The 24,937-nt window shown below is 62.4% G+C and carries 25 protein-coding genes; 18 read left to right on the top strand and 7 right to left on the bottom strand.

All coding sequences use genetic code 11. The annotated features are described in order from the left end of the window. Positions 1–15: 15 nt before the first annotated feature. The 15 genes from pyrE to FJ954_RS21735 all read left to right on the top strand — a co-directional run bounded on the left by pyrE (position 16) and on the right by FJ954_RS21735 (position 15,198). Entirely contained in the window at positions 16–594 is a 579-nt protein-coding gene (gene pyrE, locus FJ954_RS21805; RefSeq protein WP_140663087.1) for an orotate phosphoribosyltransferase, read from the top strand. Between the two features lie 13 nt (positions 595–607). Next, positions 608–988 (top strand): VOC family protein, encoded by a 381-nt coding sequence (locus FJ954_RS21800; protein WP_015318578.1) that lies wholly within the window; start codon positions 608–610, stop codon positions 986–988. 335 nt (positions 989–1,323) lie between these two features. Continuing rightward, positions 1,324–1,923 carry a DUF2062 domain-containing protein gene (locus FJ954_RS21795; protein WP_015318577.1) on the top strand — a complete coding sequence of 200 codons (600 nt, stop codon included), beginning with the start codon at positions 1,324–1,326 and terminating at the stop codon, positions 1,921–1,923. Further along, the gene (gene acpS, locus FJ954_RS21790) at positions 1,920–2,333 is read left to right on the top strand and encodes a holo-ACP synthase (RefSeq protein WP_015318576.1); all 414 of its coding nucleotides are present in this window, start codon (positions 1,920–1,922) and stop codon (positions 2,331–2,333) included. The genes FJ954_RS21795 and acpS overlap by 4 nt, the downstream gene beginning before the upstream one ends. 78 nt (positions 2,334–2,411) lie before the next feature. Then, positions 2,412–3,161 carry a signal peptidase I gene (gene lepB, locus FJ954_RS21785; protein ID WP_027144187.1) on the top strand — a complete coding sequence of 250 codons (750 nt, stop codon included), beginning with the start codon at positions 2,412–2,414 and terminating at the stop codon, positions 3,159–3,161. Continuing rightward, positions 3,161–3,877, top strand: coding sequence for a ribonuclease III (rnc, locus tag FJ954_RS21780; protein WP_140663269.1), 717 nt, complete (start codon positions 3,161–3,163; stop codon positions 3,875–3,877). The genes lepB and rnc overlap by 1 nt, the downstream gene beginning before the upstream one ends. Next, entirely contained in the window at positions 3,874–4,794 is a 921-nt protein-coding gene (era, locus tag FJ954_RS21775) for a GTPase Era (RefSeq protein ID WP_015318573.1), read from the top strand. Before rnc ends, era begins: the two co-directional genes overlap by 4 nt. Before the next feature lie 751 nt (positions 4,795–5,545). Beyond that, complete coding sequence (locus tag FJ954_RS21770) at positions 5,546–6,706, top strand: porin (protein ID WP_140618485.1); 1,161 nt, start codon at positions 5,546–5,548, stop codon at positions 6,704–6,706. Positions 6,707–6,839: 133 nt separating this feature from the next. Further along, positions 6,840–7,616 carry a DNA repair protein RecO gene (gene recO, locus FJ954_RS21765; RefSeq protein WP_140663085.1) on the top strand — a complete coding sequence of 259 codons (777 nt, stop codon included), beginning with the start codon at positions 6,840–6,842 and terminating at the stop codon, positions 7,614–7,616. Beyond that, a complete protein-coding gene (locus tag FJ954_RS21760; protein ID WP_015318570.1) occupies positions 7,613–8,131 on the top strand; it encodes a PaaI family thioesterase in 519 nt (172 codons plus the stop codon). The genes recO and FJ954_RS21760 overlap by 4 nt, the downstream gene beginning before the upstream one ends. 82 nt (positions 8,132–8,213) lie before the next feature. Then, entirely contained in the window at positions 8,214–10,961 is a 2,748-nt protein-coding gene (locus FJ954_RS21755) for a DUF2339 domain-containing protein (RefSeq protein WP_140663083.1), read from the top strand. 161 nt (positions 10,962–11,122) lie between these two features. Further along, complete coding sequence (locus tag FJ954_RS21750) at positions 11,123–11,641, top strand: RNA polymerase sigma factor (protein WP_140618480.1); 519 nt, start codon at positions 11,123–11,125, stop codon at positions 11,639–11,641. Next, entirely contained in the window at positions 11,638–12,429 is a 792-nt protein-coding gene (locus tag FJ954_RS21745; RefSeq protein WP_140663082.1) for an anti-sigma factor, read from the top strand. The genes FJ954_RS21750 and FJ954_RS21745 overlap by 4 nt, the downstream gene beginning before the upstream one ends. A gap of 208 nt (positions 12,430–12,637) precedes the next feature. Continuing rightward, positions 12,638–13,735: a peptidase C39 family protein gene (locus FJ954_RS21740; protein ID WP_140663080.1), complete on the top strand. Its 1,098-nt coding sequence runs from the start codon at positions 12,638–12,640 to the stop codon at positions 13,733–13,735. Then, a complete protein-coding gene (locus FJ954_RS21735; RefSeq protein ID WP_140663078.1) occupies positions 13,735–15,198 on the top strand; it encodes a RimK family protein in 1,464 nt (487 codons plus the stop codon). The genes FJ954_RS21740 and FJ954_RS21735 overlap by 1 nt, the downstream gene beginning before the upstream one ends. A gap of 310 nt (positions 15,199–15,508) precedes the next feature. Here the strand turns inward: FJ954_RS21735 and FJ954_RS21725 are convergent, their stop codons facing one another. Continuing rightward, on the bottom strand, positions 15,509–16,423 hold the full coding sequence (locus FJ954_RS21725) for a LysR substrate-binding domain-containing protein (protein ID WP_140663076.1): 915 nt from the start codon (positions 16,421–16,423) through the stop codon (positions 15,509–15,511). 111 nt (positions 16,424–16,534) lie between these two features. Between FJ954_RS21725 and FJ954_RS21720 the strand changes: the two genes are divergently transcribed. Beyond that, positions 16,535–17,425: a fatty acid desaturase family protein gene (locus tag FJ954_RS21720; RefSeq protein WP_140663074.1), complete on the top strand. Its 891-nt coding sequence runs from the start codon at positions 16,535–16,537 to the stop codon at positions 17,423–17,425. A 15-nt stretch (positions 17,426–17,440) separates the two neighbouring features. Here the strand turns inward: FJ954_RS21720 and FJ954_RS21715 are convergent, their stop codons facing one another. From FJ954_RS21715 to FJ954_RS21705, 3 genes are all read right to left on the bottom strand, one after another. After that, positions 17,441–19,582, bottom strand: coding sequence for an EAL domain-containing protein (locus tag FJ954_RS21715; RefSeq protein ID WP_140663072.1), 2,142 nt, complete (start codon positions 19,580–19,582; stop codon positions 17,441–17,443). Positions 19,583–19,647: 65 nt separating this feature from the next. Next, complete coding sequence (locus tag FJ954_RS21710; protein ID WP_015318561.1) at positions 19,648–20,283, bottom strand: HD family hydrolase; 636 nt, start codon at positions 20,281–20,283, stop codon at positions 19,648–19,650. Next, positions 20,283–21,143, bottom strand: coding sequence for a folate-binding protein YgfZ (locus tag FJ954_RS21705; protein ID WP_015318560.1), 861 nt, complete (start codon positions 21,141–21,143; stop codon positions 20,283–20,285). Before FJ954_RS21705 ends, FJ954_RS21710 begins: the two co-directional genes overlap by 1 nt. A gap of 76 nt (positions 21,144–21,219) precedes the next feature. Between FJ954_RS21705 and FJ954_RS21700 the strand changes: the two genes are divergently transcribed. Together FJ954_RS21700 and FJ954_RS21695 are read left to right on the top strand one after the other, a co-directional pair. Then, positions 21,220–22,551 carry a dihydroorotase gene (locus FJ954_RS21700; RefSeq protein ID WP_181174650.1) on the top strand — a complete coding sequence of 444 codons (1,332 nt, stop codon included), beginning with the start codon at positions 21,220–21,222 and terminating at the stop codon, positions 22,549–22,551. 83 nt (positions 22,552–22,634) lie between these two features. Then, positions 22,635–22,829 carry a hypothetical protein gene (locus tag FJ954_RS21695; protein ID WP_015318558.1) on the top strand — a complete coding sequence of 65 codons (195 nt, stop codon included), beginning with the start codon at positions 22,635–22,637 and terminating at the stop codon, positions 22,827–22,829. 214 nt (positions 22,830–23,043) lie between these two features. Here the strand turns inward: FJ954_RS21695 and FJ954_RS21690 are convergent, their stop codons facing one another. From FJ954_RS21690 to FJ954_RS21680, 3 genes are all read right to left on the bottom strand, one after another. Beyond that, entirely contained in the window at positions 23,044–23,829 is a 786-nt protein-coding gene (locus FJ954_RS21690) for a hypothetical protein (protein WP_181177886.1), read from the bottom strand. Positions 23,830–23,899: 70 nt separating this feature from the next. Further along, complete coding sequence (locus FJ954_RS21685) at positions 23,900–24,157, bottom strand: hypothetical protein (RefSeq protein WP_015318556.1); 258 nt, start codon at positions 24,155–24,157, stop codon at positions 23,900–23,902. A 351-nt stretch (positions 24,158–24,508) separates the two neighbouring features. After that, positions 24,509–24,883, bottom strand: a complete 375-nt coding sequence (locus tag FJ954_RS21680) for a TIGR02301 family protein (RefSeq protein ID WP_140663067.1) — start codon at positions 24,881–24,883, stop codon at positions 24,509–24,511. Between the last annotated feature and the right edge of the window lie 54 nt (positions 24,884–24,937).

Below are 24,937 nucleotides of genomic sequence, written 5' to 3'. Positions count from 1 at the left end.
ACCATGGGGGACGAGATGAATACCGACGAAGTGCTGGACATATTCCGCGGGGCTGGCGCTGTTCTCGAGGGTCATTTTATCCTGACGTCGGGCCTGCGCAGTCCAGTTTTCCTGCAGAAGGCACGCGTCTTCATGCATGCCGACAAGACCGAGCGGCTGTGCAAGGCGCTGGCCAAAAAGATCCGCGCCGCCGTGCCAGGCAAGATCGACTATGTCGTCGGGCCGGCGATCGGCGGCCTGATCCCGGCATACGAAACCTCGCGCCACCTTGCCGTGCCGGCGATCTGGGTGGAGCGGGAAGGAGGCGAGTTCCGCCTGCGCCGCTTCGAGATCGATCGAGGCGCCCGCGTCGTCATCGTCGAGGACATCGTCACCACCGGTCTGTCGATCCGCGAAACCATCGATTGCCTGCGCGACGTCGGCGCAGAGGTGGTCGCGGCCGCCTGCATCATCGACCGTTCGGCCGGCAAGACCCATGTCGGCGTGCCGTTGATCGCGCTTGCCGAATATGAAGTTCCGGCCTATCCGCCGGACAGGTTGCCGCCGGAGCTTGCCGCCATCCCGGCCATCAAGCCGGGCAGCCGCAACATCTGACGGGGAGGTCGAAATGATCGCCGGCATCGACCATTTCGTGCTGACGGTCCGCTCGGTTGAAGCGACTTGCGATTTCTACCGGCGCGTGCTTGGCATGCGGCGCCTGGATCAGCCGAACCGGCCGACAGCGCTTCTGTTCGGTTCGCAGAAGATCAACCTGCACGAAGTCGGCCGCACTTTCGAGCCAAAGGCAAGGACGCCGACGCCGGGTTCTGGCGATTTCTGCCTCGTGTCGGCGGTGCCTCTCGCCGAAATCCAGGCCGGCCTCGCGGCCGACGGCGTTGCCATCGAAGTCGGTCCGGTTGAGCGCATCGGCGCGCGAGGACCTATGATGTCGGTCTATTTCCGCGATCCCGACGACAATCTGGTCGAGGTCAGCGAATATCTGAAGTAGGCACCGCGCCGGAAGGATATCGTCTCGGCCACGGATGGTGCCCTTGTCGAAGCCGGCAGGAACCCCTGGCCGCATATCGGTCATCCGGCTGCGACAATTAGCCGAAACCACTTCTCAAATTCGCCGCGATTGTCCGATGTGGAGAAGATGGATCTGACCAAAAATCTGGCGCTGCGGACGCTGAGCGTACGGCCTTCGGTTGTTGTTGGGCTTGCGGATGGCTATATCAAAGTCGCGATTGCCTTCTGGCGACCGTAAAGCGCAAGATGTGGCGGTCGAAGCCTGGCTGGAAACAGCCGGCGTGTAAGCTGTGAACTGTCGGGAATAGGAAGAGAGTGCTTTTTCGTCGCCGCAAGCCTGATGGCCTTTTCGAGCGGGTGCGTACCTATCTGTGGCCGCGCCGTTCGTTTTCGCGCTCGCTTCAATATTTCTCCAAGCGCATTCTGCGGCTGAAGGCCACCCCGCATGCGGTGGCGGCCGGCGTCGCCGCGGGTGTCTTTGCTTCGTTCTTCCCCGTCGGTTTCCACTTCATCATTGCCGCCGTTCTGTGTTGGGTGATCGCCGGCAATCTGGTGGCCGCCGCTCTGGGAGCCGTATTCTTCGGCAATCCGCTGACTTTTCCGCTCTTGTGGGGCGCATCCTGGGAAACCGGCAAGCTCATCCTGCACGATCGCCTGCCGACACATGGTCCGCCGGCGCATCTGGGCGAGATGCTGCACACGCTGTCCTTCGCCAAACTATGGCATCCCGTCCTGGAGCCGATGCTGATCGGCGCGGTGCCGCTCGGGCTGGTGTTCGGCCTGGTGTTCTACGGCATCACGCGCTGGGGCATGAATGTCTTCCGCGAACAGCGGCGCAAGCGGCTGGCCGAGCGCGCGAGACGCCGTGAGCATTCGCCTCATCCCGGCGGAAGCGTCGGTTCCGCCGCCCAATGATCATCGGCATCGGCAGCGACCTGATCGACATCACACGCATCGAGAAATCGCTTGAGCGTCACGGCCAGCGCTTCATCCAGAGGATCTACACCGAGGTGGAACAGGCGCGTTCGGAGAACCGGCGCGCCCGCGCAGCTTCCTACGCCAAGCGCTTTGCCGCCAAGGAGGCGTGCGCCAAGGCACTGGGCACTGGTCTGGCACAAGGGGTCTTCTGGCGTGACATGGGTGTCGTCAACCTGCCCAGCGGTGCGCCGACGATGGCGCTGACCGGCGGGGCGCTGGCGCGGCTGGAAAAGATCCTGCCTCAAGGTCATCGGGCGGCGATCCACCTCACCATCACGGATGATTTCCCGCTCGCTCAAGCCTTTGTGATCATAGAGGCGTTACCGGTCGAAGAAGCGCCACATTGATTGCATCTGACGACCGGCATGGACGTTGCCCAGCGCGCGCCGAGACTCTATACCATCCAACGCACAATCGAGGACGACATGAGCGTGGCTGAAAAATCTCAGAAGAAATCCGGCGGGCTTGGCGAAACCGTCAGCGTCATCGTCCAGGCGCTTTTGCTCGCCCTGGTCATTCGCACGCTGCTGTTCCAACCGTTCTCGATCCCGTCGGGCTCGATGCGGCCGACGCTTCTGGAAGGCGACTATCTGTTCGTCACCAAATGGTCCTACGGCTATTCACGCTATTCGCTGCCTTTTGGACCGGACATTTTCTCGGGCCGCATCTGGGGCTCCGAGCCCAAGCGTGGCGACGTGGTGGTGTTCAAGTTCCCGCCTGATCCGTCCGTCGACTACATCAAGCGCGTCATCGGCCTGCCCGGCGACAAGATCCAGATGAAGGATGGCCAAGTCTTCATCAATGGCGTTGGCGTGCCGCGCGTCAAGACGGGCCAGATCGACAATCCCGACATCACGGAAAAGGATTATCCGATCGACGTCTATCGCGAGACGCTGCCCGATGGTGTCAGCTATGACACGCTCGACCTGTCGCCGAACTCGATTGGCGACAACACCCGCGAATTCGACGTGCCCCCCGGCCACTATTTCATGATGGGCGACAACAGGGACAATTCCGCCGACAGCCGTTTCACCGTCGGTTATGTTCCGGCCGAGAACCTGGTCGGCCGCGCCAACCTTGTCTTCTTCTCGATCGCCGGCAAGGCTAGCCCGCTCGAAATCTGGAAATGGCCGTCGCTGATGCGCGCTTCGCGCCTGTTCCACTTCGTCAACTGATGGCCTTGAAGCGCCCGACAGGCGAGACTCTGGCCGGTTTGGTGATGGCCAGGACCGGCCATGTTTTCAGGGACATCCGCTTACTTGAGACCGCCTTGACGCATTCCAGCGCGGTCAAGGCGGCAAGCAACAATCAGCGTCTTGAATTCCTTGGCGACCGCGTGCTTGGTCTTGTCGTCGCCGATATGCTTTTCGAGAAATTCCCTGATGCACCGGAAGGTGAAATCGCGCCCCGTTTCAATGCGCTGGTCGATGCAAAGACATGCTCGGAAGTCGGCATCGAGATGCAGCTGGAGAATCTGGTCCGGGCCGACGCCGCCTTGAAGACGCGATCGCGCGGCTCCGGCGGAAATTATCTGGCTGATGCCGTCGAAGCCCTAATCGCGGCAGTTTATCTCGATGGTGGTATCGACGCCGCGCGGCGGTTCGTTCTGCGTTATTGGGAGCCACGTTCGAGCACGGTTGTGACGAAGCCACGTAATCCGAAATCCGATTTGCAGGAATGGATTGCCAAGACGAGTGACGCGCGCCCCGAATATGTGATCGAAAAACGCGAAGGGCCCGACCATCAGCCGGTCTTCACTATTTCTTTGCAGGTTAGCGGCTTTGCACCTTCCGTCGGTACCGGCGGCTCCCGCAGGGCGGCCGAAGAAGCGGCGGCTTCGGCATTTCTCGTGCGCGAAGGCGTGTGGGCCAATAAAGGGAGCGCGGCATGACCGCCGAAGACACTGCAGCCGCTCCCGTCACGCACTCCGGCTTCGTTGCGCTGATCGGCGCGCCTAACGCGGGCAAGTCAACGCTGGTCAACCAACTGGTCGGCGCCAAGGTCTCGATCGTCACCCATAAGGTGCAGACGACACGCGCCATCGTGCGCGGCATCGCCACGCACGACAACGCGCAGATCGTCTTTGTCGACACACCGGGCATCTTCAAGCCCAAGCGGCGGCTCGACACCGCGATGGTGACCACCGCCTGGGGAGGCGCCAAGGACGCCGACATCGTGCTGCTGCTGATCGATGCCGAGCGCGGCATCAGGGGCGATGCTGATGCCATCCTCGAACGGCTGAAGGACGTGCGCCAACCGATGGTGCTGATTCTCAACAAGGTCGATCGGGTCAAGCACGAGGCGCTGCTGGCCCTGTCTGCGGCAGCGAACGAGAAAGTGCCGTTCCAGCGCACCTTCATGGTCTCCGCGCTGACCGGTTCCGGCTGCAAGGACCTCCTCGACTATCTGGCGCAGGCGCTGCCGGCCGGCCCCTGGTACTATCCGGAAGACCAGATTTCGGACCTGCCGATGCGCCAGCTGGCTGCCGAGATCACCCGCGAAAAACTCTATCTCAGGCTGCATCAGGAACTGCCCTATTCCTCGCACATCGAAACGGAGAAATGGGAAGAGAAAAAGGACGGCTCGGTGCGCATCGACCAGACCATCTTTGTCGAGCGCGACAGCCAGAAGAAGATCGTGCTCGGCCACAAGGGCGAGACCATCCGCGCCATCGGGCAGGCCGCGCGGATGGAAATATCAGGCATACTGGAACAGAAGGTGCACCTGTTCCTGTTCGTGAAAGTGCGCGAGAACTGGGGCGATGATCCCGAGCGCTACCGCGAGATGGGGCTGGAGTTCCCCCGCTAAGGCCGAAAAAATCCTGGCGCGTCATCGCACGGTGGCCGACCACAAGCATTGGGCGTGAGGCTAATGCATGTCGCCCGGAAGAGTCCTCGGTTCCGGGACAACGACATGCATAAAATCAGAAGCTTACAGCAGGTCGGCGAATCCGATTCGCCGCGACGTGCTGTAGAGCACGTCGCGGTTTTACGCGAACCGCGAACGGCTCCCGGGTGGCGGAAAGCAGGCCAAAGCGAAACGCCGGCTCCACCATGCGGCCCGCGATTGGCGCGAGACCAACTCAGATTCTTGCAAGCCGCCAACGAAGCGGCGACGCGTGCTGAGGCCGGCTTTCCGCGCCGTGATCTGGATCTGCTGATGGTGTTGTTTTCGCGCCGACAGCGATACGAGGACAGAAATCACAAATTTCTCAATTTATTTTAGATTTAGAGCTTAAAAGACCGAAATTCATAGAGTAAACTGGTATATGCAGAAGGATACACTTAATTATTACAAAAATATGACGATGTTCCATTTGTGCCATTTTAAATTCAAGCAAGCTCTCATTAGTGTTATTTGTGCAACACGTATTTAATCTGTGGCGAGAATCCAGCGCATTTATGGAATTGTCATTGAAGGTGGACGATTGGTGGGTATGTTCGCCGCGAAAAGGGGACGCGGTGCGGGCCTTTTTCATTGTGGGGGTGAGGCGGGAAAACATATCCGCCAGCCACAATTCAGAAGCCATTTTTTCAAACTTGACTGGAGAGGTCAGAAAATGAACATCAAGAGCCTCCTTCTCGGCTCAGCCGCGGCTTTGATCGCGGTGTCCGGCGCGCGCGCCGCGGACGCGGTTGTCGTCGCCGAACCGGAGCCGGCCGAATACGTCAAGATCTGCGACGTCTACGGCGCCGGCTATTTCTACATCCCGGGCACCGAGACCTGCCTGCGCATCGGCGGCTATCTCCGCTATGACATCGGCGTCGGCGATTCCGGCACGCTGGATGGCGTCAACAACGTTGGCGATCACATGGACGGTGGAAACCACGACACCTACTACAAGAACATGCGCTTCACGCTGAGGACGTATACCGGCCAGGAAACCGAACTCGGCACGTTGAAGACCTTCACCGAGACCCGCTTCCAGTTCGGCAACTCCTCGGGCGACTATGATGGAAGCTCCTCGACCTCCTGGCAGGCCGGCAACAAAACCACCAGCCTCAACTTCGCCTGGATACAGCTCGGTGGCCTGCGCGTCGGTAAGGATGAAACTGCATACGACCAGTTCATCGGTTACGCGGGCAACGTCATCCAGGACACGATCATCCCGTACGGCGTCAAGGACACCAATGTCGTCCAGTACTATTTCGACGCTGGCAGCGGCTTCACGGGCGTGGTCTCGCTCGAAGAAGGCACGGGCGTCAACACCATCGACAGCTATGTTCCGCATGTCGTCGGCGGCTTGAAGTACAAGGGCGACTGGGGCGCGATCACCGGTGTTGTCGCCTATGACAGCAACTACGAGGAAGTGGCCGGCAAGGTTCGCCTGGATGTCAACGTCAGCAAGGAACTGTCGCTGTTCATCATGGGCGGCTACGGCACCGACGACAACCTCACAGACGACGCCCACAATGCCATCGACGTACATGGCCGCAGCCAGTACAAGCCGTGGGGCGGCAACTGGGCCGTCTGGGGCGGCGGTACCTACAAGTTCAACGAGAAGACCTCGTTCAACGTCCAGGCTTCGGCTGACGACGACAAGAACTATGCTCTCGCCGCGAACGTCGCATACACCATCGTCCCGGGCTTCACGGTCACGACCGAAGTCGACTGGGATCACTACGGCAATTTCGGCAATCCATCCATCTACGGCAACTGGTCCAAGGCCGACAAGAAGGACAGCGTCGGCGGCATCGTCCGCTTCCAGCGCAACTTCTAACGGATCGACTGACCTCACCAACCGCCCGCAGCACATTGCTGCGGGCGGCTTTTTTATGCCTCGTTGCGAGAGCCGGCACAGGCGCCAGACCCATACCTTGATTTCGCCACCCGATCGGTGAAAAGCTCCTGATATGGAATGGCGCGACGAGGGAATCATTCTCGGCACCCGCAGGCATGGCGAAACCAGCGCCATTCTCGAGGTGATGACGCGCGCCCATGGCCGCTATCTCGGCCTCGTGCGCGGTGGCCGCTCGCGCAAGCAGCAGCCTGTTCTCCAGCCAGGCAATCGCGTCGATCTTTTGTGGCGTGCGCGCCTCGACGAGCATCTGGGCACATTCCAGGCCGAAGCCATCGAGATGAACGCCGCCCGGCTGATGGACAGTGCCGTTGCCGTCTACGGCCTTCAGACGATGGCGGCGCATCTGCGCCTGCTGCCCGAGCGCGATGCCCATGGCGGCCTCTACGAGGCGCTTTCGGTGATGATCGTTCATCTCGACGACGCAGATGCCGCCGGCGAACTGGTGGCGCGCTTCGAGCTCCTGATTCTCGATGAACTCGGCTTTGGCCTCGATCTCAGCCAATGCGCCGCCACCGGCTCGAGGCAGGATCTGGCCTATGTCTCGCCTAAGTCTGGGCGCGCGGTGTCGCGTGAAGCCGGGGCGCCGTGGCACGACAAGATGCTGGTGCTGCCCGCCTTCCTGCAGCGCGGCTCCGGCCAGCGCGCCAATCATGCGGCGATGGCGGACGCATTCCGCCTGACCGGCTACTTCTTCACCCGCCACGTCTACGAGCCGCGCGGCATCGATCAGCCCGATGCGCGCGCCGGCTTTCTGGCCGCACTGCGCAAGCACCACGCAGCGCAGAAGCCCATCGCCGGAGAGAGCACGGCCGGAGAAATCATCCGATGAGCGAAGTCGAACTCTATCCGGGCCGGGTCTCGCCGCTCGGCCTCGGCACCATTCCTCATGCCGACATCCTGAAATACACCGGCTTGGAATTGCTGCAGCGAATCGTCGACGGCAAATACCCGGCACCACCGATCTCCTTCCAGCTCAGCTTCGCGTTGACCGAAGTATCGGAAGGTCGCGCCGTGTTCCGGGGCGTGCCGAACGAACGCCACCTCAACCCGCTGGGCGGCGTTCACGGCGGCTGGGCGGCGACGCTGCTCGATTCAGCGTTGGCGTGCGCGGTGCAGACCCTGCTCGACAAGGGCGAGGCTTACACCACTGCGGAGTTCAAGGTGAACCTGACGCGGCCGATCACGCCCAGGACCGGTGAGGTTGTCTGCGAAGGCAAGGTGGTTCACAAGGGCCGCACGCTTGCCGTTTCGGAAGCGACGCTGAAGGATGCCGGCGGCAAGCTGCTGGCTTTCGGTACCGAGACATGTTCGATATTTCCAGCCGCCAATCTGGCGGCACGTTGAATTTTCAGCCGTTTAGCCGCCGTATTTCAATGTCAGTGAGATGAAGCGTCAGTGAAAACTGGCCTGGTTTGGGGGAACCGCCATGTTTGAGAGCCTGATCGGCCTCGTCGCCATCATTGCCTTGTTCGTCATCATTTCGCGTCAGCAGGGCCGCATCGGTCTGATCGAGCGCGAACTTGGCGCACTGCGCAGCCTCGTGCTTTCGGGCGCGGTATCGCCCACGGTCAAGCCGTCGGAACTGGAGGCGGCGCAGGGCAGGGCCGACACGGCTCCGGTGGCCAGGCCTGCCGACATCGCCCCGGCACCAATCGGCGAGCCGGCCCCCGCGCTACAGGCCACGGAGGCGGAAATCCCGGCCGGAGGGCCCGGCCCTTGGAGCGCCCCCGAGATCACACCGAAAACGCCAGAGGTCGCGCCGGCCGCAGTCGCCAAAGCCGCTCGCCAGTCCGACGTTGAAACCGCGCTCGGCACGCGTTGGGCGGTCTGGGTCGGCGGCATTGCGCTGGCTCTGGGCGGCTTGTTCCTGATCCGCTACACCATCGAGGCCGGCATTTTCGGACCCGGCGTGCGGCTCACCATGGCGGCGGTGCTCGGGTTGGTGCTGGTCGCCGGCGGCGAGTTCATTCGCCGCACCGGCTTCAAGGTACCGGTGCAAGGTATTGCCGGCGCTTATATTCCGGCGATCTTGACCGCGGCCGGCGCCTTCATCCTGTTCGGCACCGTCTATGCCGCCCATGGCATTTACGGCTTTATCGGCCCGGCGCTTGCCTTCACGCTGCTCGGTGCGATCGGCGTTGCGACCATAGCCGCCGCTCTCGTCCATGGCCAGGCGCTGGCCGGCATCGGTCTCGTCGGCGCCATGGTGACGCCGGTGCTGATCGCTTCGCAGGCGCCCAATCCGTGGGCGTTGTTCGGCTATCTCGCCATCGTGCTCGCCGCCACTGGCGTGATCGCCCGCATGCGCGACTGGAAGACGCTGATGGCGGCCGCTTTTTTCGGTACCGGCGTCTGGACCATCCTCTACATGACCGACGCACCGGGCGCGAACCTCTCCGCCATACTGTTCATCGATGCTGTGACGCTGGCTGTGCTTGCCCTTGTCTGGCTGAGCAGTCGTGGCGGCGAGACCGGACTAGCAGGGACTTTCGACTGGCCATCCATCGTGCCTGGACTGTTCGTCGCCTTCTCGGCGCTTGGCCTCTCGGTTGACCCGGTCTTCGCCGCTGCCGGTGATGCTTTGCCGGGCGCGGTGCTGCTTGTCGTGATGATAGCGGTCGCGCTCTACCGCCCACTGGCGCTGCCACTGCTTTATGGCGCGGGACTGGTGACGGTGCTGATCTATCTCGGCATCATCCCGCCAACGTCTATCGCTTCCGACTTTTCGGGCGGCGCTTTGGGTGTTGATGGGGTGCCCTTGGCCACCGCTGACGCGCTGAGCTTGCGTATCGGTATTGGTCTCGGTCTTGTTTTCGTCGCCGCTGGTTTGTGGGCCGCGCGCCGCTTCGCCGCCACGGCGCAGATCCGAGCAGCCTCTTGGGCTGCATGGGGTGTCATCGTGCCGCTGATCGTCCTGCTGGCGCTCTGGTTCACGTTCGGCAATCTCGACCGCGACTTTGTCTATGCCGCCGTCGCGGCCCTGCTGGTCCTGGTCTTCGCCGCGGGCGGCGAGTGGATCGCGCGGGCCGAGGAACCGCCGCACAAGGGGGGAGCCGCAGTGTCGTTTGTTTTGGGCGGCGCGGCAGTCGCCGGCCTCCTGATGCTGCATATGGCTTTTGATTCCGGTTGGACCACCATCCTGCTTGGTGCCGCCGCGATCGTGCCGGCGCTCGCCACGCGCTGGCGCTCCTATCCTGTGCTCGGCTGGATTTCGGTCGCCGCTGTCATCGCGGTGCTTGGCCGCGCCGCCGTCGATCCGACGATCGTCGGCGCCGAATTCCTGTCGACGACACCGGTTTTCAACTGGTTGCTGCCGGGCTACGGCGTGCCGGCGCTCGCCTTCGGCTTCGCGGCCTGGCAACTCGCCCGCACCACCGATGGCCGTCCACGCCTGGCCATGGAAGCGGCGGCGGCACTGTTTGCGCTGCTGACGCTCGCCATGCTGGTGCGTCACGCAATGCATGGCGGCGTCATCAACAGCGATGCGCCGACGCTCGCCGAACAGGCGATCTACACGCTGATCGCCGTCGGTGCCGGCGCCATCCTGATCGCCATCGACAGGCGCTCGCCAAGCTCGGTGCTGCGCTATGGTTCGATGGCGGTGGGCGTGCTCTCGGCCGCCTTCATCGTCATCCAGCATTTCCTGGTGCTCAATCCGTTGTTCACGGACGAATCGACCGGCCGGATCCCGGTCTTCAACCTCTTGTTCCTCGCCTATCTCCTGCCGGCCGTCGCCGCCGGTGGTCTGGCGCTCTATAGCAGGGGCAAGCGGCCGAAATGGTATTCGGCCATGCTGGCGCTGATGGCGGCGCTGCTTGCCTTCGCCTATGCCACGCTTTCGGTCAGGCGCCTGTTCAAGGGCGAGTTCATCGGCATGTGGAGCGGCCTTGGGCAGTTGGAGACCTATACCTATTCGGCGCTCTGGCTGGTTATCGGCGTGGCGCTGCTCACCGCCGGCGTCTGGCTGAGATCGCAGGTGCTGCGCATCGCCTCAGCCGCGCTGATCGCGGTGGCCGTCCTGAAGGTCTTCCTGTTCGACATGTCGGAACTGGAAGGGGTGCTCAGGGCGCTGTCCTTTATCGGGCTCGGCGCCGTTCTGATCGGCATCGGCCTGTTCTACCAGCGGCTGCTGACGCGGGCGGCAAAGGAGAAATTGTCGGCCGGCGAACAATAATAGCCGGAATTCAACGCTGTGCGGGAATAAACCGGCATCCGCCGGCGTTATCTCGTTGCTTGGGTGACCGGAGCGGTGGACCGCTTCGCGCTGGCTGCTTGCGCCGTGCCGGGAAGGCGCGTTCTATCGGATCAACAAGGGCGACCTCAGAACCAGCGGTCATGGACGAAAAAAAGGCAGCAATCCTTGGCGAAATACCGCGCCTGCGCCGCTACGCACGCTCGCTTCTGCGCGGCCGTGATGCTGCGGACGACCTCGTTCAGGACTGTCTTGAGCGCGCGCTGTTGCGGCTCGACAACTGGCAGACGGGAGAAAGCCCCAGGAGGTGGCTGTTTACGATCATGCATCATTTGTTCATCGACCAGATGCGCAAGGTGAACCGCCGCGGCGAAGCGGCGATGCTGCCGCTGGAGGCGGGCGAGGCGGTTGCCCAGCCGCCCGAACAATTGGAGGGCATCGCTTCGCGCGAGATCATCGACGCGTTGCAGGCGCTCAGCCCCGATCGCCGCGCGGCCATTGTCATGGTTGCCATAGAAGGCTTTTCCTATGCCGAGGCTGCCAACATTCTGGGTGTTCCCGCCGGCACGCTGATGTCGCGCATCGCGCGGGGGCGTGAGGAATTGCGCGGGCTGCTGGACGACACAGCGCGCCGCCGCGCCATAAGGATCGTCGAGAAATGATCCGCCGCGATTTTTCCGAACGGGACATCCATATGGCGCTCGACGGCGAACTGCCGGCCGATGAGCGCGCCGCCTATGATGCCTGGCTCGACGCCAATCCCGAGATGAAGGCCAGGAGCGCCCGCTTCACCGCCGACCGGGAGGCGTTGCGCTCGGCCTTCGCCGGCGTGCTGGACGAGGTGGTGCCAGTGCGCTTGCGCAAGGTGGTGCTCGGTGAAGCGCCTGTTAAGGCAGCAGTGCCACGCTCACGCTGGTGGCTTGCCGCCGCCGCGGCCGTGCTTCTCGCCACGGGCGGATTTGGCGGCTACTTTGCGGGTATCGGAGGGATCGGGCAGGAGGATCCGGCGGAGGATCAGCTCGCCGAACAAGCGATCGCCGCCCATGTCATCTATGCCGCCGAGAAGCGGCACGCGGTGGAAGTGCCGGCCAGCGACAAGGATCATCTGCAGACCTGGCTGTCCAGTCGGGTCGGCCTGAAACTGGTGGCACCGGACCTGAGCGCGAACGGCTTCCAACTGGTTGGCGGCCGGTTGCTGCCGGCGGGGGAAAGCAAGGCCGCGATGCTGCTCTACGAAGACGACAAGGGCGAGCGCATATCCCTCTTCGTGACGGCGGAATCGACCGAGAATGCCAAGGGCACCTATGCTTCGGCGCAGGACGGTCCGCAGGCCGTCTACTGGCTGGATAAAGGCTATGGCTGTGCCGTCGTTGGTTCGCTGCCGCGCGAGCAGTTGGCGGCCGTGGCCAAGAGCGCGTATGGCCAGCTTCTGGCCGGTCTCTCCAGCTGAGCCGGCTGCGATCTTGCGCGGTCGGCTGGCATGAAAACAGCGATTCCGTTCAAAGCTTGTCAGCTTCCCTGCTGTCGCGGAAAGTGTCACAATTCGGCCCTAATCAAGGAGCGATAGCGCTTGATGAATACCGGCGCTTCGGCCGGTGTTTGCGACGCTTTTCGACCGGGGACGTTGCCGCAACGCGATCGAGGTTTTCTCAAGCCGCATGCCTGCCGAGATCCGCACGGCCCGCGCGTCTGACGTCGATGACCTCGCCGCCATCGAGAAAGCTGTATTCTCGAGCGACCGCATTTCCCGCCGCTCCTTCCGCCTGTTCATCGAGCGCGAGACCGCCGAGACGCTGGTCGCCGAAATCGATGGCCGAGTCGGCGGTTATGCGATCGTGCTGTTTCGCAAGGGCAGTGGGGTAGCACGGCTTTATTCGATCGCCGTCGGACCGTTTTTCGGCGGGCTCGGCATAGGCCGGCAATTGCTGGCCGCGGCCGAAGAGGCAGCCTTCGAACACGACCGCATGATGCTGCGTCTCGAAGTGCGCGAGGACAATGGCCGTGCCATCAGCATCTATGAACAGGCCGGCTACCGCAAGATTGGCCGCGAGCCCGGTTACTACGAGGACGGCGCGACGGCACTGCGTTATGAAAAAACCCTGCGCGGCGACCTTCCGGTCGCCACCAGGGTGCCATTCTATCAGCAGACCTGCGAGTTCACCTGCGGTCCATGCTGCCTGATGATGGCCATGGCCAATTTCGATCGTGGCTTCGTGCCCGACCCGGTGATGGAAATCCGACTCTGGCGCGAGGCGACGACCGTCTTCATGATGTCAGGACCGGGCGGCTGCGAACCATTCGGCCTGGCTGTCTCGGGCTACGAAAGCGGGCTTGCGGCGGAGATTTACGTTTCCTTCTACGGCGCATTGTTCCTGCAGTCGGTGCGTAGCGAGGACAAGCGCCGGGTCATGGAACTGGCACAGGTCGACTTTCGCCGCCGCGCGGAACTTTACGGCATCCCGGTGAATTACCGTCCATTCACCATCGACGATATCAGGGCGGCTCTCGCCGGGGGCAAACTGGTGCTGGTGCTGATCAGCGGCTTCCTGATGTTCGGCAAGAAGGTGCCGCACTGGGTGCTGGCCATCGGCGATGATGGCGATCATATTCTGATCCACGATCCGTGGGTCGAGGATGAAAGGCAGGAAACCATCCTTGATGCCGCCAACATTCCCGTGCCTTACGGCATCTTCATGAACATGGCGCAGTTCGGCCGCGACGGACTGCGTGCCGCCATCACTTTGGGAAAGAGATAATGACCTGGGTCATTCTTACCGGCAGGCAGAGCGATCTCGACCAGGTGGCGACGCCGCACAAGATCATCACCAATCGCGACTATCTCGCGCATCCCTCGCTGTTTCGCGGTCAGCGGCCTAAGGTCATCAACCTGTCGAACAACTACGGCTATCAGAGCCGCGGCTACTATGCCTCGCTGCTGGCGAGTTCGCGCGGCCACAAGGTCATCCCGACCGTGGAGACGATGATCGACCTGTCGGAGCGCAAGCTCTACGAGCACGCCTTGCCGGAACTGGAACTGGCGCTCAACAAATGCCGCAAGGATCTCGGCGGTGTATTTCCGGCGAAGGTCTGCATCTTCTTCGGCATCGGCCCGTCCAAGGTCTGGGACCGTTTCGCCAAGCTGTTGTTCGACTGGTTCCGGGCGCCGGCGCTCGAAGTCCATATCAAGGACAGCGCCGAATGGGCTTCGATCCGCAAGGTCGGCTTCCACCCGCTGGCTCGGATGACGGAGGACGAGGAAAAAAGCTTCATCCAGTGCCTGGAGACCTACACCAACCGCGAGTGGCGCGACACCAAGGGCCGCACGCCGGCGCGCTACACCTTCGCCACGCTGGTCGATCCGCATGAGGAATTGCCGCCTTCGGAAATCTCTTCGCTGCGCTACTGGGCCAAGATCGCCGAAAAGATGGGGGTCGAAATCGAGCCGATCACCAGAAAAGATCTGGCCAAGCTCGCGAATTACGATGCACTGTTCATCCGCGAGACCACCTCGATCTCCAACCACACTTACCGCTTCGCTCGCCGCGCCCAGCAGGAAGGCATGCCGGTCATCGACGACCCGCTGTCCATGATCCGCTGCACCAACAAGGTCTATCTCAACGAACTGATGGCCTACAACAAGGTGCCGGTGCCGCCGACAGTGATGATCGCCGGCACCTCTGACCTCGAACTGGCCGCACAGACGCTGGGTTTTCCCCTCGTGTTGAAGATCCCCGATTCGTCCTTCTCGCGCGGCGTCAAGAAATGCGAGACCCTGGAGGAACTGACGCGGCTCGCGACCGAATGGCTGGAGGATTCCGACCTTCTCATCGCGCAGAAGTTCATCCCGACCGAATATGACTGGCGTGTCGGCGTGCTCGGTGGCCAGCCGCTGTTTGCCGTGCACTATCTGATGGCCAAGAAACATTGGCAGATCGTCAACCACAAGGCCAATGGCAAGCCCGACCAGGGCGGCATCAAGACCTTCACGTTGAAGGAGACGCCGGCCCATGTCGTCGAGACCGCCGTCAAGGCGGCGCGCTGCATCGGCGACGGCCTCTACGGCGTCGACCTCAAGGAGACCAAGGACGGCGTCTTCGTCATCGAGGTCAACGACAATCCAAACCTCGATCACGGCTGGGAGGATTCCGGCGAGAAGGACGAGGTCTGGGTGCGGCTGACGCAGTGGTTCCTGGAGCGGCTCGACCGGCCGGGGCGGTAATCATCCGAGGGGAAATATGCAGTTCATCGTCATCGAGGATTTCACCGGCTGCGACCGCAAGGAAATCTACCGCCGGTTCCGCGCGACCGCGGCCGCCTGAAGCCGGAGCAGCTTGTCGTGCATCACAGCTGGATCGCGGCTGACATGAGCCGCTGTTTCCTGCTGGTGGAGACCGATGACGTCACGTCGCTGCAGCGCTGGGTCGTCGAATGGGCTGACTGATCTGGTCGAGTTCGAGATCGTGCCCGTGGCGACCAGCAAGGACATGGTGGCGGCCTTGAGCGGGCACCTCTGACCATCTCCCTCCCGGTCAGCGCAGCGCCGGCGAGCCAACCGCGCGTTGGCATTGGTTGACCAGCCAATCGCGGAACGCGGCCACAACATCGCGGCTTGCGCTTCGCTCTGGAACCGTCAGGCAATAGGGCTGGCGCAATGCAATCGCGCCGCCGGCCGGCCGGACCAGCCTGCCGTCCTCCACGGCTTCGGCACAATAAATCCCTTGCGCCAGCGCCACGCCCAACCCCGAAATGGCGAGGTCGAGGGCCGCGCGCGACGAATTGGCCGAAAGGCCGCGCCGTGCCGCTCGGCCAGGGTGAGCACCCGCGGCCTCGAACCAGTTGGGCCAGGACGGAAACGATGCGCCTGTCGGCCCCCAGTCGGTGTGGATGAGCGGCAGCCCGGCGAGCGGCTCGCCCGCCTTGGTGATGCCGGCAAGCCCCGGCGCGCAGACGGGATAGACGGCGTCCCGGGCGATCTCCTCGGTCGGGTGCTCGCGATAATGCGGGCCATAGGAAAGCCTGATGTCGATCAACTCGCGGTCGAACGACACCGGGTCGTCATCGCCCCGGAGCGATATGTCGGCGGCGCCGTGGCTTGCGACAAAGCCGGCGAGGCGCTGCGAGAGCCAGCCCATGGCCATGGATGGCGGCACCGACACCACCAGGCGCGGGCGGAATGCATCGGCGCCCAGTTCGCGCGAGACGCTGCCGATCTCCTGGAAGGCCACGGTCAGCCGAGGCAGCATTTCCACGCCGGCCTCGGTGAGGACAACGCGGCGGTTGATCCGGTGAAACAGCTTGCGTTCCATCTGCACCTCCACGGTGCGGATAAGCTGGCTGACGGCGGCGGCCGAAACCGAAAGCTCTTCCGCCGCCGCGGCAAAGCTGCCCGTGCGCGCCGCGGCCTCGAAAGCCTGAAGTCCTTTCAGGGATGGGGATGTGGCCATGATCGCTAGATAGGTAAGGTAAGCTTATCTAAATCGCAGAAATCGTCGTTTCTGGAAAGCTTTTTCGTCGACTAGAATGGCTTCATCATTCTTCAGCCTGGATCGAAGCCGATGGACCATCGCGACATTATCGCCTCATTGACACCGGAAGAGCGCAATCGCCTGACGGCCAAGTCCGATGTTGCGGGCCTGTTCCAGCTCTGCACTCACTTGGGTGCGATTATCTTAATTGGATCGCTGATCGCGGCCGAGGTCCCATTCTGGCCGTTGCTGATGCTGCCGCAAGGCATCCTGATCGTGTTCCTGTTCACGCTGCTGCATGAGACGGCGCACCGCACGGCTTTCGAAACACAGTGGCTGAACGACGGCGTGGCGCGGCTGTGCAGCCTGGCCATCGCGCTGCCGGCCGACTGGTTCCGCTACTTCCATTTCGCTCACCACCGGTACACGCAGGATCCCGAAAACGACCCCGAGCTTGCCTCCCCGAAGCCCGAAACCCTGCGGCAATACATTGTCCACGTCTCTGGGCTTCCGGTGTGGTGGGGCCATCTCAAGACACTCTACGCCAATGCGATTGGCGGTAGTCAGGAGAGCTATGTACCGCCGAAAGGCCGACGCAAGGTGCGGGCCGAGGCGCGCGCCATGATTGCCTTCTACGCTGTCCTCATTCTGCTCGCCGTCTATTTCCGGCTCACCGTGCTTTTCTATGTCTGGATCATTCCCGCTCTGCTCGGACAGCCATTCCTGCGCCTCTATCTGCTGGCCGAGCACGGTCGTTGCCCGCTGGTGGCCAACATGCTGGAAAACACCAGGACGACGCTGACCAGCTGGGGGGTGCGCAAGCTCGCCTGGAACATGCCGTTCCATGCCGAGCATCATGCCTATCCCGGCGTTCCGTTTCACCAATTACCGCGGTTTCATGCGCTGATCGAGCGGCATCTGAAGGTGGTCGAGCCCGGCTATGTCAGCTTCCATGAGAAATACCTGGAAACGCTGCGCTGACTTGCGCTGACGTCATCAGCCGGTCTGGCTGCGTGTCGTACGCGACTTCAGCAGGCGCTGGATGTCGGCCGGCTTTGACGGCACGCCGATCAGATAGCCTTGCGCCTCGACACAGCCATTGTCGCGCAGCATGTCGAGTTGCGCCTCCGTCTCGACGCCTTCGGCCGTGACGACGATGCCAAGCTCGGCACCCAGCCCGATGATGGTCCGAACGATGGCCGCCGTGTCGCGGTTGCCCATGTCGCGAATGAATGATCGGTCGATCTTGATCTTGTCGACCGGAAAACGCCTGAGGTAGCCGAGCGAGGAATAGCCGGTGCCGAAATCGTCCAGGGCGATGCGGATGCCGAGCTCACGCAACTGGCGCAGCGTTTTCAGCACGGCCTTGCTTTCGTCCATCAGCACGGTTTCGGTGATCTCCAGCTCCAGCCGTCCAGCCGGAACGCCGGAAAAAGCCAGCGCCGAGATCACCCCGCGGGCAAACCCGTTGCTTTTGAGCTGCACGGCCGAGACATTGACCGCAATGCGTAGGCCGGGTGGCCAGCTTGCGGCCTCTGCGCAGGCTTTCCTCAGCGCCCACTCGCCGAGCGGCACGATCAGCCCGGTCTCTTCGGCGACCGGGATGAAGTCGTCCGGCGCGACAGTGCCACGCCCTGGTGAATGCCAGCGCATCAAGGCTTCCGCGCCGGTGATCTCGCCGGAAGTGATGTTCATGATGGGCTGGAAATGGAGATCGAACTCCTGGCGCGGCAGTGCTGCCTCGAGGTCCACTTCAAGCGCCCTGCGGGCCTGCACGACAGCATCCATTCCGGGCTCGAAGAAGCGATACAGGTTTCGTCCTTCGCTCTTCGCCCGGTAGAGCGCCGTATCCGCGTTTTTCAGCAGCGTGTCGGCGTCCCTGCCGTCGTTGGGGAAAACGGCAATGCCCATGCTGATGCCGACATGCATGTCCCGGCTCTTGTCTCTAAATGGTTTTGCGATTGCTTCGACGATGCGCTTTGCCAGTTTTTCGGCATCGCCAATGCCCTTGAAATGGAACTGCATGACGACGAACTCGTCGCCGCCGAAGCGGGCGACGATGTCTGTTTCGTTGCGGACGCAATGCCGCAGCCTCTCGGCTACGCTTCTCAGCAGCCAGTCGCCTGCGGGGTGTCCCCAGGTGTCGTTGACCGCCTTGAAGCGGTCGAGATCGAGCGAGAAGATCGCCAACGGCTTGGCTGCCGCGTCCTCCAGCGCAAGATCCAGCCGTTCGCGAAACTTCGAGCGGTTGGGCAGTCCGGTCAGCGTGTCGTGATGCGCAAGATGGGTCATGCGCTCTTCGGTCCGGCGGCGCTCGGTCACGTCGTCGAAAGTCACCACCCAGCCGCCGCCGCTCATCGGCCGGCGTGTGACCAGAACCGTCCTGCCGTCGGTCAGATGCCGGTAGGCCGAATGCGTCTTTGCCGCCGCCAGACAGGCTTCGGTTTTGGCGACTTCGCTGTCGACGTCGATCTTCATGTAGATGCCGAGTTCCAGCAATCGTTCGAGCGCGTTGCGGTGCGTCGTTCCAAGCGGGAAGTCCTCCGCAGTGACGTTGTAGAGCTCCAGAAAACGCCTGTTGCGCACAATCATCTTGCCGTCGGCGTCGTACATCAGCAGGCCTTGCGACATGTTGGCGAGTGCCGCGTCGAAACGGCGATGCTGCTCCTTGAGATCCTGCTCGGCGCGCCGCTTTTCGGTGATGTCCTCGTAGATCGAAACCCATCCACCCAGGGCAAGCGGACGGTGCGAGATGTTGATGATGCGGCCGTCAGACAGCGTCTCCTCGTAAGTTGAGGGTTTTGCCTGGTCGATATAGGGCTTGCGGATGGCGTAGAGTTCTTCGGCGCTTTGCGAGGCAACCCCGATATCGACGCTGTGCCGCAGGATATCGACGAAGCGAATGCCTGGCCGTACCACTTTGGCGTCGAGGCGGAAAATGTTGATATAATTGCCGTTGCAGATGATCATGCGCTCGTCGGCGTCGAACATGCACAGGCCATGCGACATGTTTTCGACAGCAGCTGAAAAGCGTTCGTTCTGCTCGCGCAGCTCATCTTGCATGCGGCGCTGATGTTCCATGCCTCCGGCCGCCCGTTCCGGGACGACCGAACCACCCTTGACATCCACGACGGGCATGAGGCGCCCCTGCGATGCTTGATCGAACACCACACTGTTGACGCTTCCGGTTAATTTAGCGTTTTCTATCCTAGCGCGGACGTCGGAACGTGATGCCGCGACTTCTCGATCGCCGAAAACCGCTTCAGGAACGCATTCTGCGCTGAGGTCACCGAGCGTGGCGCGAAGTCGAAGCGCTCGGCGGAAAAACCGCGCGGCCGGCCGAAGAACTCGGTCGCCTCGGCGGTCGAAAACCCGGCAAGCAGCGTCGCCTCGAAATAGGCGGCGATCTGGTCGGCGCGCTTGATCTCCTTGCGCAGGATCGCACCCGGTTCCGGCGGCAGCGAGAAGCGCAGATGGATGGCGCGCTGCAGGCGCACTTCGCAGTCCTTGTAGCTGCCGCCCATCACCGACTTGAATGGCGAGATCATGTCGCCGATGACATATTCGGGCGCATCGTGCAGCAGCGCCGCCAATTGGTCGTCGGCCGAAGCCTTGGGCACCAGCTCGTTGAACAGTGCCTCGACCAGCAGTGAATGCTGGGCAACCGAAAAGGCGTGCTCGCCGCTGGTCTGGCCGTTCCAGCGGGCGACGCGGGCAAGCCCATGGGCGATGTCCGAGATCTCGATGTCGAGCGGCGAAGGGTCGAGAAGGTCGAGCCGGCGGCCGGACAGCATACGCTGCCATGCCCGTGGCGGCGCACCGGCGCGGTCTGCCGCCATCAGGCTTCCTCCGCGCCGGCGATTTCCTGCGGAAAGCTGAATTTGGCCCAACTGGGGATGATGAGCGTCACCGGTACGTCACCCGCCAGGATCGGCTGGCCGGCATCGAGCGCCGCCTTCACCCTGTCGATGCGGGCGATGGCGAGCCCTGTCACGGTAGCACTCGAGCCGAGCGTGCCGACCGGCCGCCCACCGACGGTTAGCTCGGCACCCGCAGAGGGCAGGGGAAGCCCAGCCTGGACAATCAGCACGCGCCGCCGGGCGGTGCCTCGATGCTGCATGCGCGAGACGACCTCCTGGCCGACATAGCAGCCCTTCTTGAAGCCGACGCCGCCCATTTCGTCGAGCAGCACGTCATGCGGGAACGCATCGCCAAGTGCATAGTCGGCCCCGCTCTCGGCGACGCCGTGGGCAATGCGAAAGGCCTGCCACGCGCCAATGTCGCCACCGTCCGCGGTGCCGGCATGGAAGCGCGTGACGCCTTCGTCGCCAAAGCGCCTGTCGGCAAGCGCGGTTGAATCACTTTCTGAGGCGATTGACTCTTTTCCCCAGGCGACAGTGACAAGTGCCTGTCCCGACTTCGCAATCTCGACCTTGGCGCGAAGCTTGTAGAGCATCAGCCGGCGAATGAAATCGTCTGAAATATCGGCACGGCATTCGATGCGGAAGGCGTTTTCGCCTGCCCGTGAGATCAGGAAGTCGAACAGGATCTTGCCTTGCGGCGTCAAAAGCGCGCCCGGCTTTGCCTCGCCATTGCCAAGCGTATCGAGATCGGTGGTCAGGATGTTCTGCAGAAAATGCTCGGCATCCGGGCCGGAGACGGTGATGAGCGCGCGGTCTTTCAGCAGGGCAAAGGGCATGGGGCGGATTAAAAGCCTGATCTTGCAAAACGGTTGGCCATTACGTAAGCCGCTGACACTCCCCCCGCAAGAGAGCATCACCATGACCTACGACCTCATCCTGACAGGCGGCATAGTGGTCAATCATGACGGCGAGGGGCCACGCGACATCGGCGTGAAGGGCGGGCGCATCGCCGCGATCGGCGATCTGCGCCAGGCATCGGCTGGCGAGACGATCGACTGCCGGGGCCTGCATATCCTGCCCGGTGTCGTCGACAGCCAGGTGCATTTCCGTGAGCCGGGACTGGAACACAAGGAAGACCTGGAAACGGGTTCGCGGGCCGCGGTGCTGGGCGGTGTCACCGCCGTGTTCGAAATGCCCAACACCAATCCGCTGACCACCAGCGAGGCAACGTTTGCCGACAAGGTCCGGCGCGGCAGCGGCCGCATGCATTGCGATTTTGCTTTCTGGGTTGGCGGTACTCGCGACAATGCCAGGGACGTCGGCGAGCTCGAACGTTTGCCGGGGGCTGCGGGAATAAAGGTCTTCATGGGATCGTCCACCGGTGACCTGCTGGTCGAGGACGATGAAGGCGTCGCCTCGATCCTGAGGAATACCCGCCGTCGCGCCGCTTTTCATTCGGAAGACGAGTTCCGGCTGCGCGAGCGCCTGGACGAGCGCGTCGAGGGCGATCCGTCATCGCATCCGGTCTGGCGTGATGAGATCGCCGCCTTGCGCTGCACCGAGCGGCTGGTGCGCATCGCGCGCGCCGTTCGTGCCCGCATCCATGTCCTGCACATCTCGACCGCCGAGGAGATCCTGTTCCTCGAACAGCACAAGGATGTTGCGACCTGTGAAGCCACGCCGCACCATCTGACGCTGAGCGCCGACGACTATGCGCGGCTTGGCACGCTGATCCAGATGAACCCGCCGGTGCGGGACAAACGCCATCGCGACGGCGTCTGGCTTGGCATAGCGCAAGGCATCGTCGACGTGCTCGGCTCCGACCACGCGCCGCACACGCTGGCCGAGAAGGCAAAACCCTATCCGGCCTCGCCGTCGGGCATGACCGGCGTGCAGACGCTGGTGCCGATCATGCTCGACCATGTCAACGCCGGCCGGCTGAGCCTGCAGCGCTTCGTCGATCTCTCCAGCCATGGCCCGCAGCGCATCTTCGGCATGGCCAGAAAAGGCCGCATCGCCGCCGGCTATGACGCCGACTTCACCATTGTCGACATGAAGCGGCGCGAGACCATCACCAACGCGCAGGCCGGCACGAAAGCCGGCTGGACCCCCTATGACGGCAAGCAGGTCACGGGATGGCCGGTCGGCACGGTCATTCGCGGTCAGCGCATTATGTGGGACGGCGAAATCGTGACGCCAGGCCAGGGCACGGCGGTGGAGTTTTCCGAGGCGCTGCCGGGTTAGCCACCTGTGGCTGTGCGTCACGTCTTTGATTTTTAAGCGTTCCGCATTATGTTCAAGGCATCATTCGGACACATGTCGCGCCTATGATTGACCCCGCCGAGTTTCCAGAGCTGCAAGCGCTCCTGTGGAATCGCGATGTCGCGCGACTGATCCCGGCCAACGAAGCATTTGCGTTGTACGAGCGCAATTGGCGCTTTGTCGATCAGACACGGCTTACGACGCGCGAGAAATTGCTTATCCAGAATCTCGCCAGGGAATTCGGTCAGGTATCCTTCTGACTGCCGGCTGAATTGTCCTCCCGGGCTGTTTTTTGCATCGTATCTGCAACATCAATCCGGACACGTCGCGTGCGCTAGCGGTGCTATTTCGATTCTTCGAAACGAAAGCATTCGCATTTGCCCGGATGCCGACGTCAGTGCAAAACCTGCCGGCCCGCTCAAATAGCAACATCGTCCACGATGCTGTTCGCATCCTGGCGCAACCAGGGGGCCTTCAGTCGCCGGCGACGAAGAAGGTCCATTGCCCGGCTGGCGTAATGCCGACGCGATAGAAGATGTAGGCTCCGAACTGCTTCATGTCGTCGAAATCGCCGGCGGTGACGATCTTGAACAGCTCGACCCGTTGCTTGGCGTCGAGCTTGTCCAGCGGCAGCGCGAAGAAATACGGCCAGACATAGAGGTCCTGTGGCGTGCCTGCATCGACATGGACGTAGCCTGCGGAAAGCACTTCCTCCAGAATGGCCAGGATCTCCTGGCCATCAGGGTCGCCGGACAGCCCCTTGAGGAAGGTGATGGCGTCGCCGTCGGTGTCGGCCAGCGACAGCTGGGTCATGCTGTCGCCCTTGCCGATCAAAGGCCTGAGCTTCTCGATGTCGCCGCTCTTGCAGGCCTCGATGATCAAGTCATGCATGCGCCGCACGGGCTCGGGCAGCTTGCCGAGATCATAGACGACTTCCGGCAGAGGTGCCTCGGGATCGACACGCGGCCTGTTGCTGCCGCCATCCGATGGGCTGTCCGGCTCAGCGGCGTCGGGAGCGGCCGGCTGGCTTGTCGAAGGCGGCGTTCCCACCGGGTCAGGCATGGGAATCGCGCTTCCGGGCGGCGAAACATCGTCCTCCGACGGTGTGGCTGGCGCGGGGAGCTCTTCGCGTTTGATCTCGCTCAGCGCATGGGTCGGACTGCTGGCCAGGCAAGTCGTGAAGGCAACCGCGGCACAGCAAGCAGCGAGGCGGATGTAGAGGCCCAAGCCCTTCGGCTTGCCTGACATCGGAAAATTCACTGCCCGTATCTCCCTACTTCCGGGCATGACACCCGAACGGCATTCGATCGTCAGAGAACCTGATATCGGTTCAGTGCCGCAGCCGCTCAGGTTCGAAGGCGCCTGCGATCACCTTCTCGCGCATGCGGTCGAGCAGGGCAAGGGCCGAGGTTTCGCCGTTGGCGCGCAACATTTCACCGAATGCCGTCTCAAGGGCCGCCTCGGCGATGATTTCTGGCTCAATGCCGGCCGAGAGGCCTTCCGCCCAGGCTTCGCTGTGGCTCTCAACCGCCGTCAGGCGCTTCTCTTCCCTGACCAGCGCGTCGATGTCGTTGGCAGCATGTTCCATAAGCGATGTCCACCCTTCCAAGCGGCAACCCATCAGTGTGGATCAGGCTTGATCTGTTCCATTCATAGGCAGCTTCAAGTAAGTATCTGTAAATACGACATTTTTTTGATCGTCATTTACAGGGGCCAAGTGTGTTTGGCGAAGCTGCGTTTCAACCCGGATCAAACTTAGCCGATTAGGCTGGCCTGCGGGGCGAAAACCTTCAGTTTGAGTTAATTGCGCCTTCGCGTGATAACGTTTGATTAACGCTGTTGCAGAAGTGCAACATCAGAATTGCACCAAGATGTGGGCGGCGACAAGCCGGATATATCGAGATCCCTGGCGGCGGGCCTGATATCTGTTGATGAATGCTCAGTTGCCATACCGCGAGGCGATATCGCGCGACAGCGTCTCGCCTTCTTTCATGTAACGGCTGATGGCTTCAGTGGCCGAAGCGGTGCACTGGGTGTAAGTGCCGAAGGAACGGTAGCCGCGATTGAAGCTGGCCATGAAGCGGGCGCGGCGCTCTGGGTCCGGGTTTTCCGAATCGAGCAGTTTTTCCATCTCGCCACGCCACTGGTCGCCCTTCTCCCCGCACAGATTGCGCAGGAAATGCAGCGACCCAAGAACTTCTGCCAATCGCATCAGCCCCGGCTCGAACGGCGACTCGGCACTGAAGGCAGGCCGCGCCGGGACGACCGCGCTGACGGCAAGGCAAATGGCAACGAGCATTGACGGACGATTCATAAACCTCCTCTGCCTGACGGCTTAGGCCTTGTGGTCTGCCTGATGGCCTGAGAC

Source organism: Mesorhizobium sp. B2-3-15 (genome assembly GCF_006442875.1).
Classification (GTDB): Bacteria; Pseudomonadota; Alphaproteobacteria; order Rhizobiales; family Rhizobiaceae; genus Mesorhizobium; species Mesorhizobium australicum.
This window is presented reverse-complemented; position numbering and strand designations above follow the sequence as displayed.

What these genes read in the sequence shown, in the direction of transcription:
- pyrE (WP_140663087.1), top strand. Translation starts at nt 16, where the DNA reads ATGAATACCGACGAAGTGCTGGACATATTCCGCGGGGCTGGCGCTGTT.
- FJ954_RS21800 (WP_015318578.1), top strand. Translation starts at nt 608, where the DNA reads ATGATCGCCGGCATCGACCATTTCGTGCTGACGGTCCGCTCGGTTGAA.
- acpS (WP_015318576.1), top strand. Translation starts at nt 1,920, where the DNA reads ATGATCATCGGCATCGGCAGCGACCTGATCGACATCACACGCATCGAG.
- lepB (WP_027144187.1), top strand. Translation starts at nt 2,412, where the DNA reads ATGAGCGTGGCTGAAAAATCTCAGAAGAAATCCGGCGGGCTTGGCGAA.
- rnc (WP_140663269.1), top strand. Translation starts at nt 3,161, where the DNA reads ATGGCCTTGAAGCGCCCGACAGGCGAGACTCTGGCCGGTTTGGTGATG.
- era (WP_015318573.1), top strand. Translation starts at nt 3,874, where the DNA reads ATGACCGCCGAAGACACTGCAGCCGCTCCCGTCACGCACTCCGGCTTC.
- FJ954_RS21770 (WP_140618485.1), top strand. Translation starts at nt 5,546, where the DNA reads ATGAACATCAAGAGCCTCCTTCTCGGCTCAGCCGCGGCTTTGATCGCG.
- recO (WP_140663085.1), top strand. Translation starts at nt 6,840, where the DNA reads ATGGAATGGCGCGACGAGGGAATCATTCTCGGCACCCGCAGGCATGGC.
- FJ954_RS21760 (WP_015318570.1), top strand. Translation starts at nt 7,613, where the DNA reads ATGAGCGAAGTCGAACTCTATCCGGGCCGGGTCTCGCCGCTCGGCCTC.
- FJ954_RS21755 (WP_140663083.1), top strand. Translation starts at nt 8,214, where the DNA reads ATGTTTGAGAGCCTGATCGGCCTCGTCGCCATCATTGCCTTGTTCGTC.
- FJ954_RS21750 (WP_140618480.1), top strand. Translation starts at nt 11,123, where the DNA reads ATGGACGAAAAAAAGGCAGCAATCCTTGGCGAAATACCGCGCCTGCGC.
- FJ954_RS21745 (WP_140663082.1), top strand. Translation starts at nt 11,638, where the DNA reads ATGATCCGCCGCGATTTTTCCGAACGGGACATCCATATGGCGCTCGAC.
- FJ954_RS21740 (WP_140663080.1), top strand. Translation starts at nt 12,638, where the DNA reads ATGCCTGCCGAGATCCGCACGGCCCGCGCGTCTGACGTCGATGACCTC.
- FJ954_RS21735 (WP_140663078.1), top strand. Translation starts at nt 13,735, where the DNA reads ATGACCTGGGTCATTCTTACCGGCAGGCAGAGCGATCTCGACCAGGTG.
- FJ954_RS21725 (WP_140663076.1), bottom strand. Translation starts at nt 16,423, where the DNA reads ATGGCCACATCCCCATCCCTGAAAGGACTTCAGGCTTTCGAGGCCGCG.
- FJ954_RS21720 (WP_140663074.1), top strand. Translation starts at nt 16,535, where the DNA reads ATGGACCATCGCGACATTATCGCCTCATTGACACCGGAAGAGCGCAAT.
- FJ954_RS21715 (WP_140663072.1), bottom strand. Translation starts at nt 19,582, where the DNA reads ATGCCCGTCGTGGATGTCAAGGGTGGTTCGGTCGTCCCGGAACGGGCG.
- FJ954_RS21710 (WP_015318561.1), bottom strand. Translation starts at nt 20,283, where the DNA reads ATGGCGGCAGACCGCGCCGGTGCGCCGCCACGGGCATGGCAGCGTATG.
- FJ954_RS21705 (WP_015318560.1), bottom strand. Translation starts at nt 21,143, where the DNA reads ATGCCCTTTGCCCTGCTGAAAGACCGCGCGCTCATCACCGTCTCCGGC.
- FJ954_RS21695 (WP_015318558.1), top strand. Translation starts at nt 22,635, where the DNA reads ATGATTGACCCCGCCGAGTTTCCAGAGCTGCAAGCGCTCCTGTGGAAT.
- FJ954_RS21685 (WP_015318556.1), bottom strand. Translation starts at nt 24,157, where the DNA reads ATGGAACATGCTGCCAACGACATCGACGCGCTGGTCAGGGAAGAGAAG.
- FJ954_RS21680 (WP_140663067.1), bottom strand. Translation starts at nt 24,883, where the DNA reads ATGAATCGTCCGTCAATGCTCGTTGCCATTTGCCTTGCCGTCAGCGCG.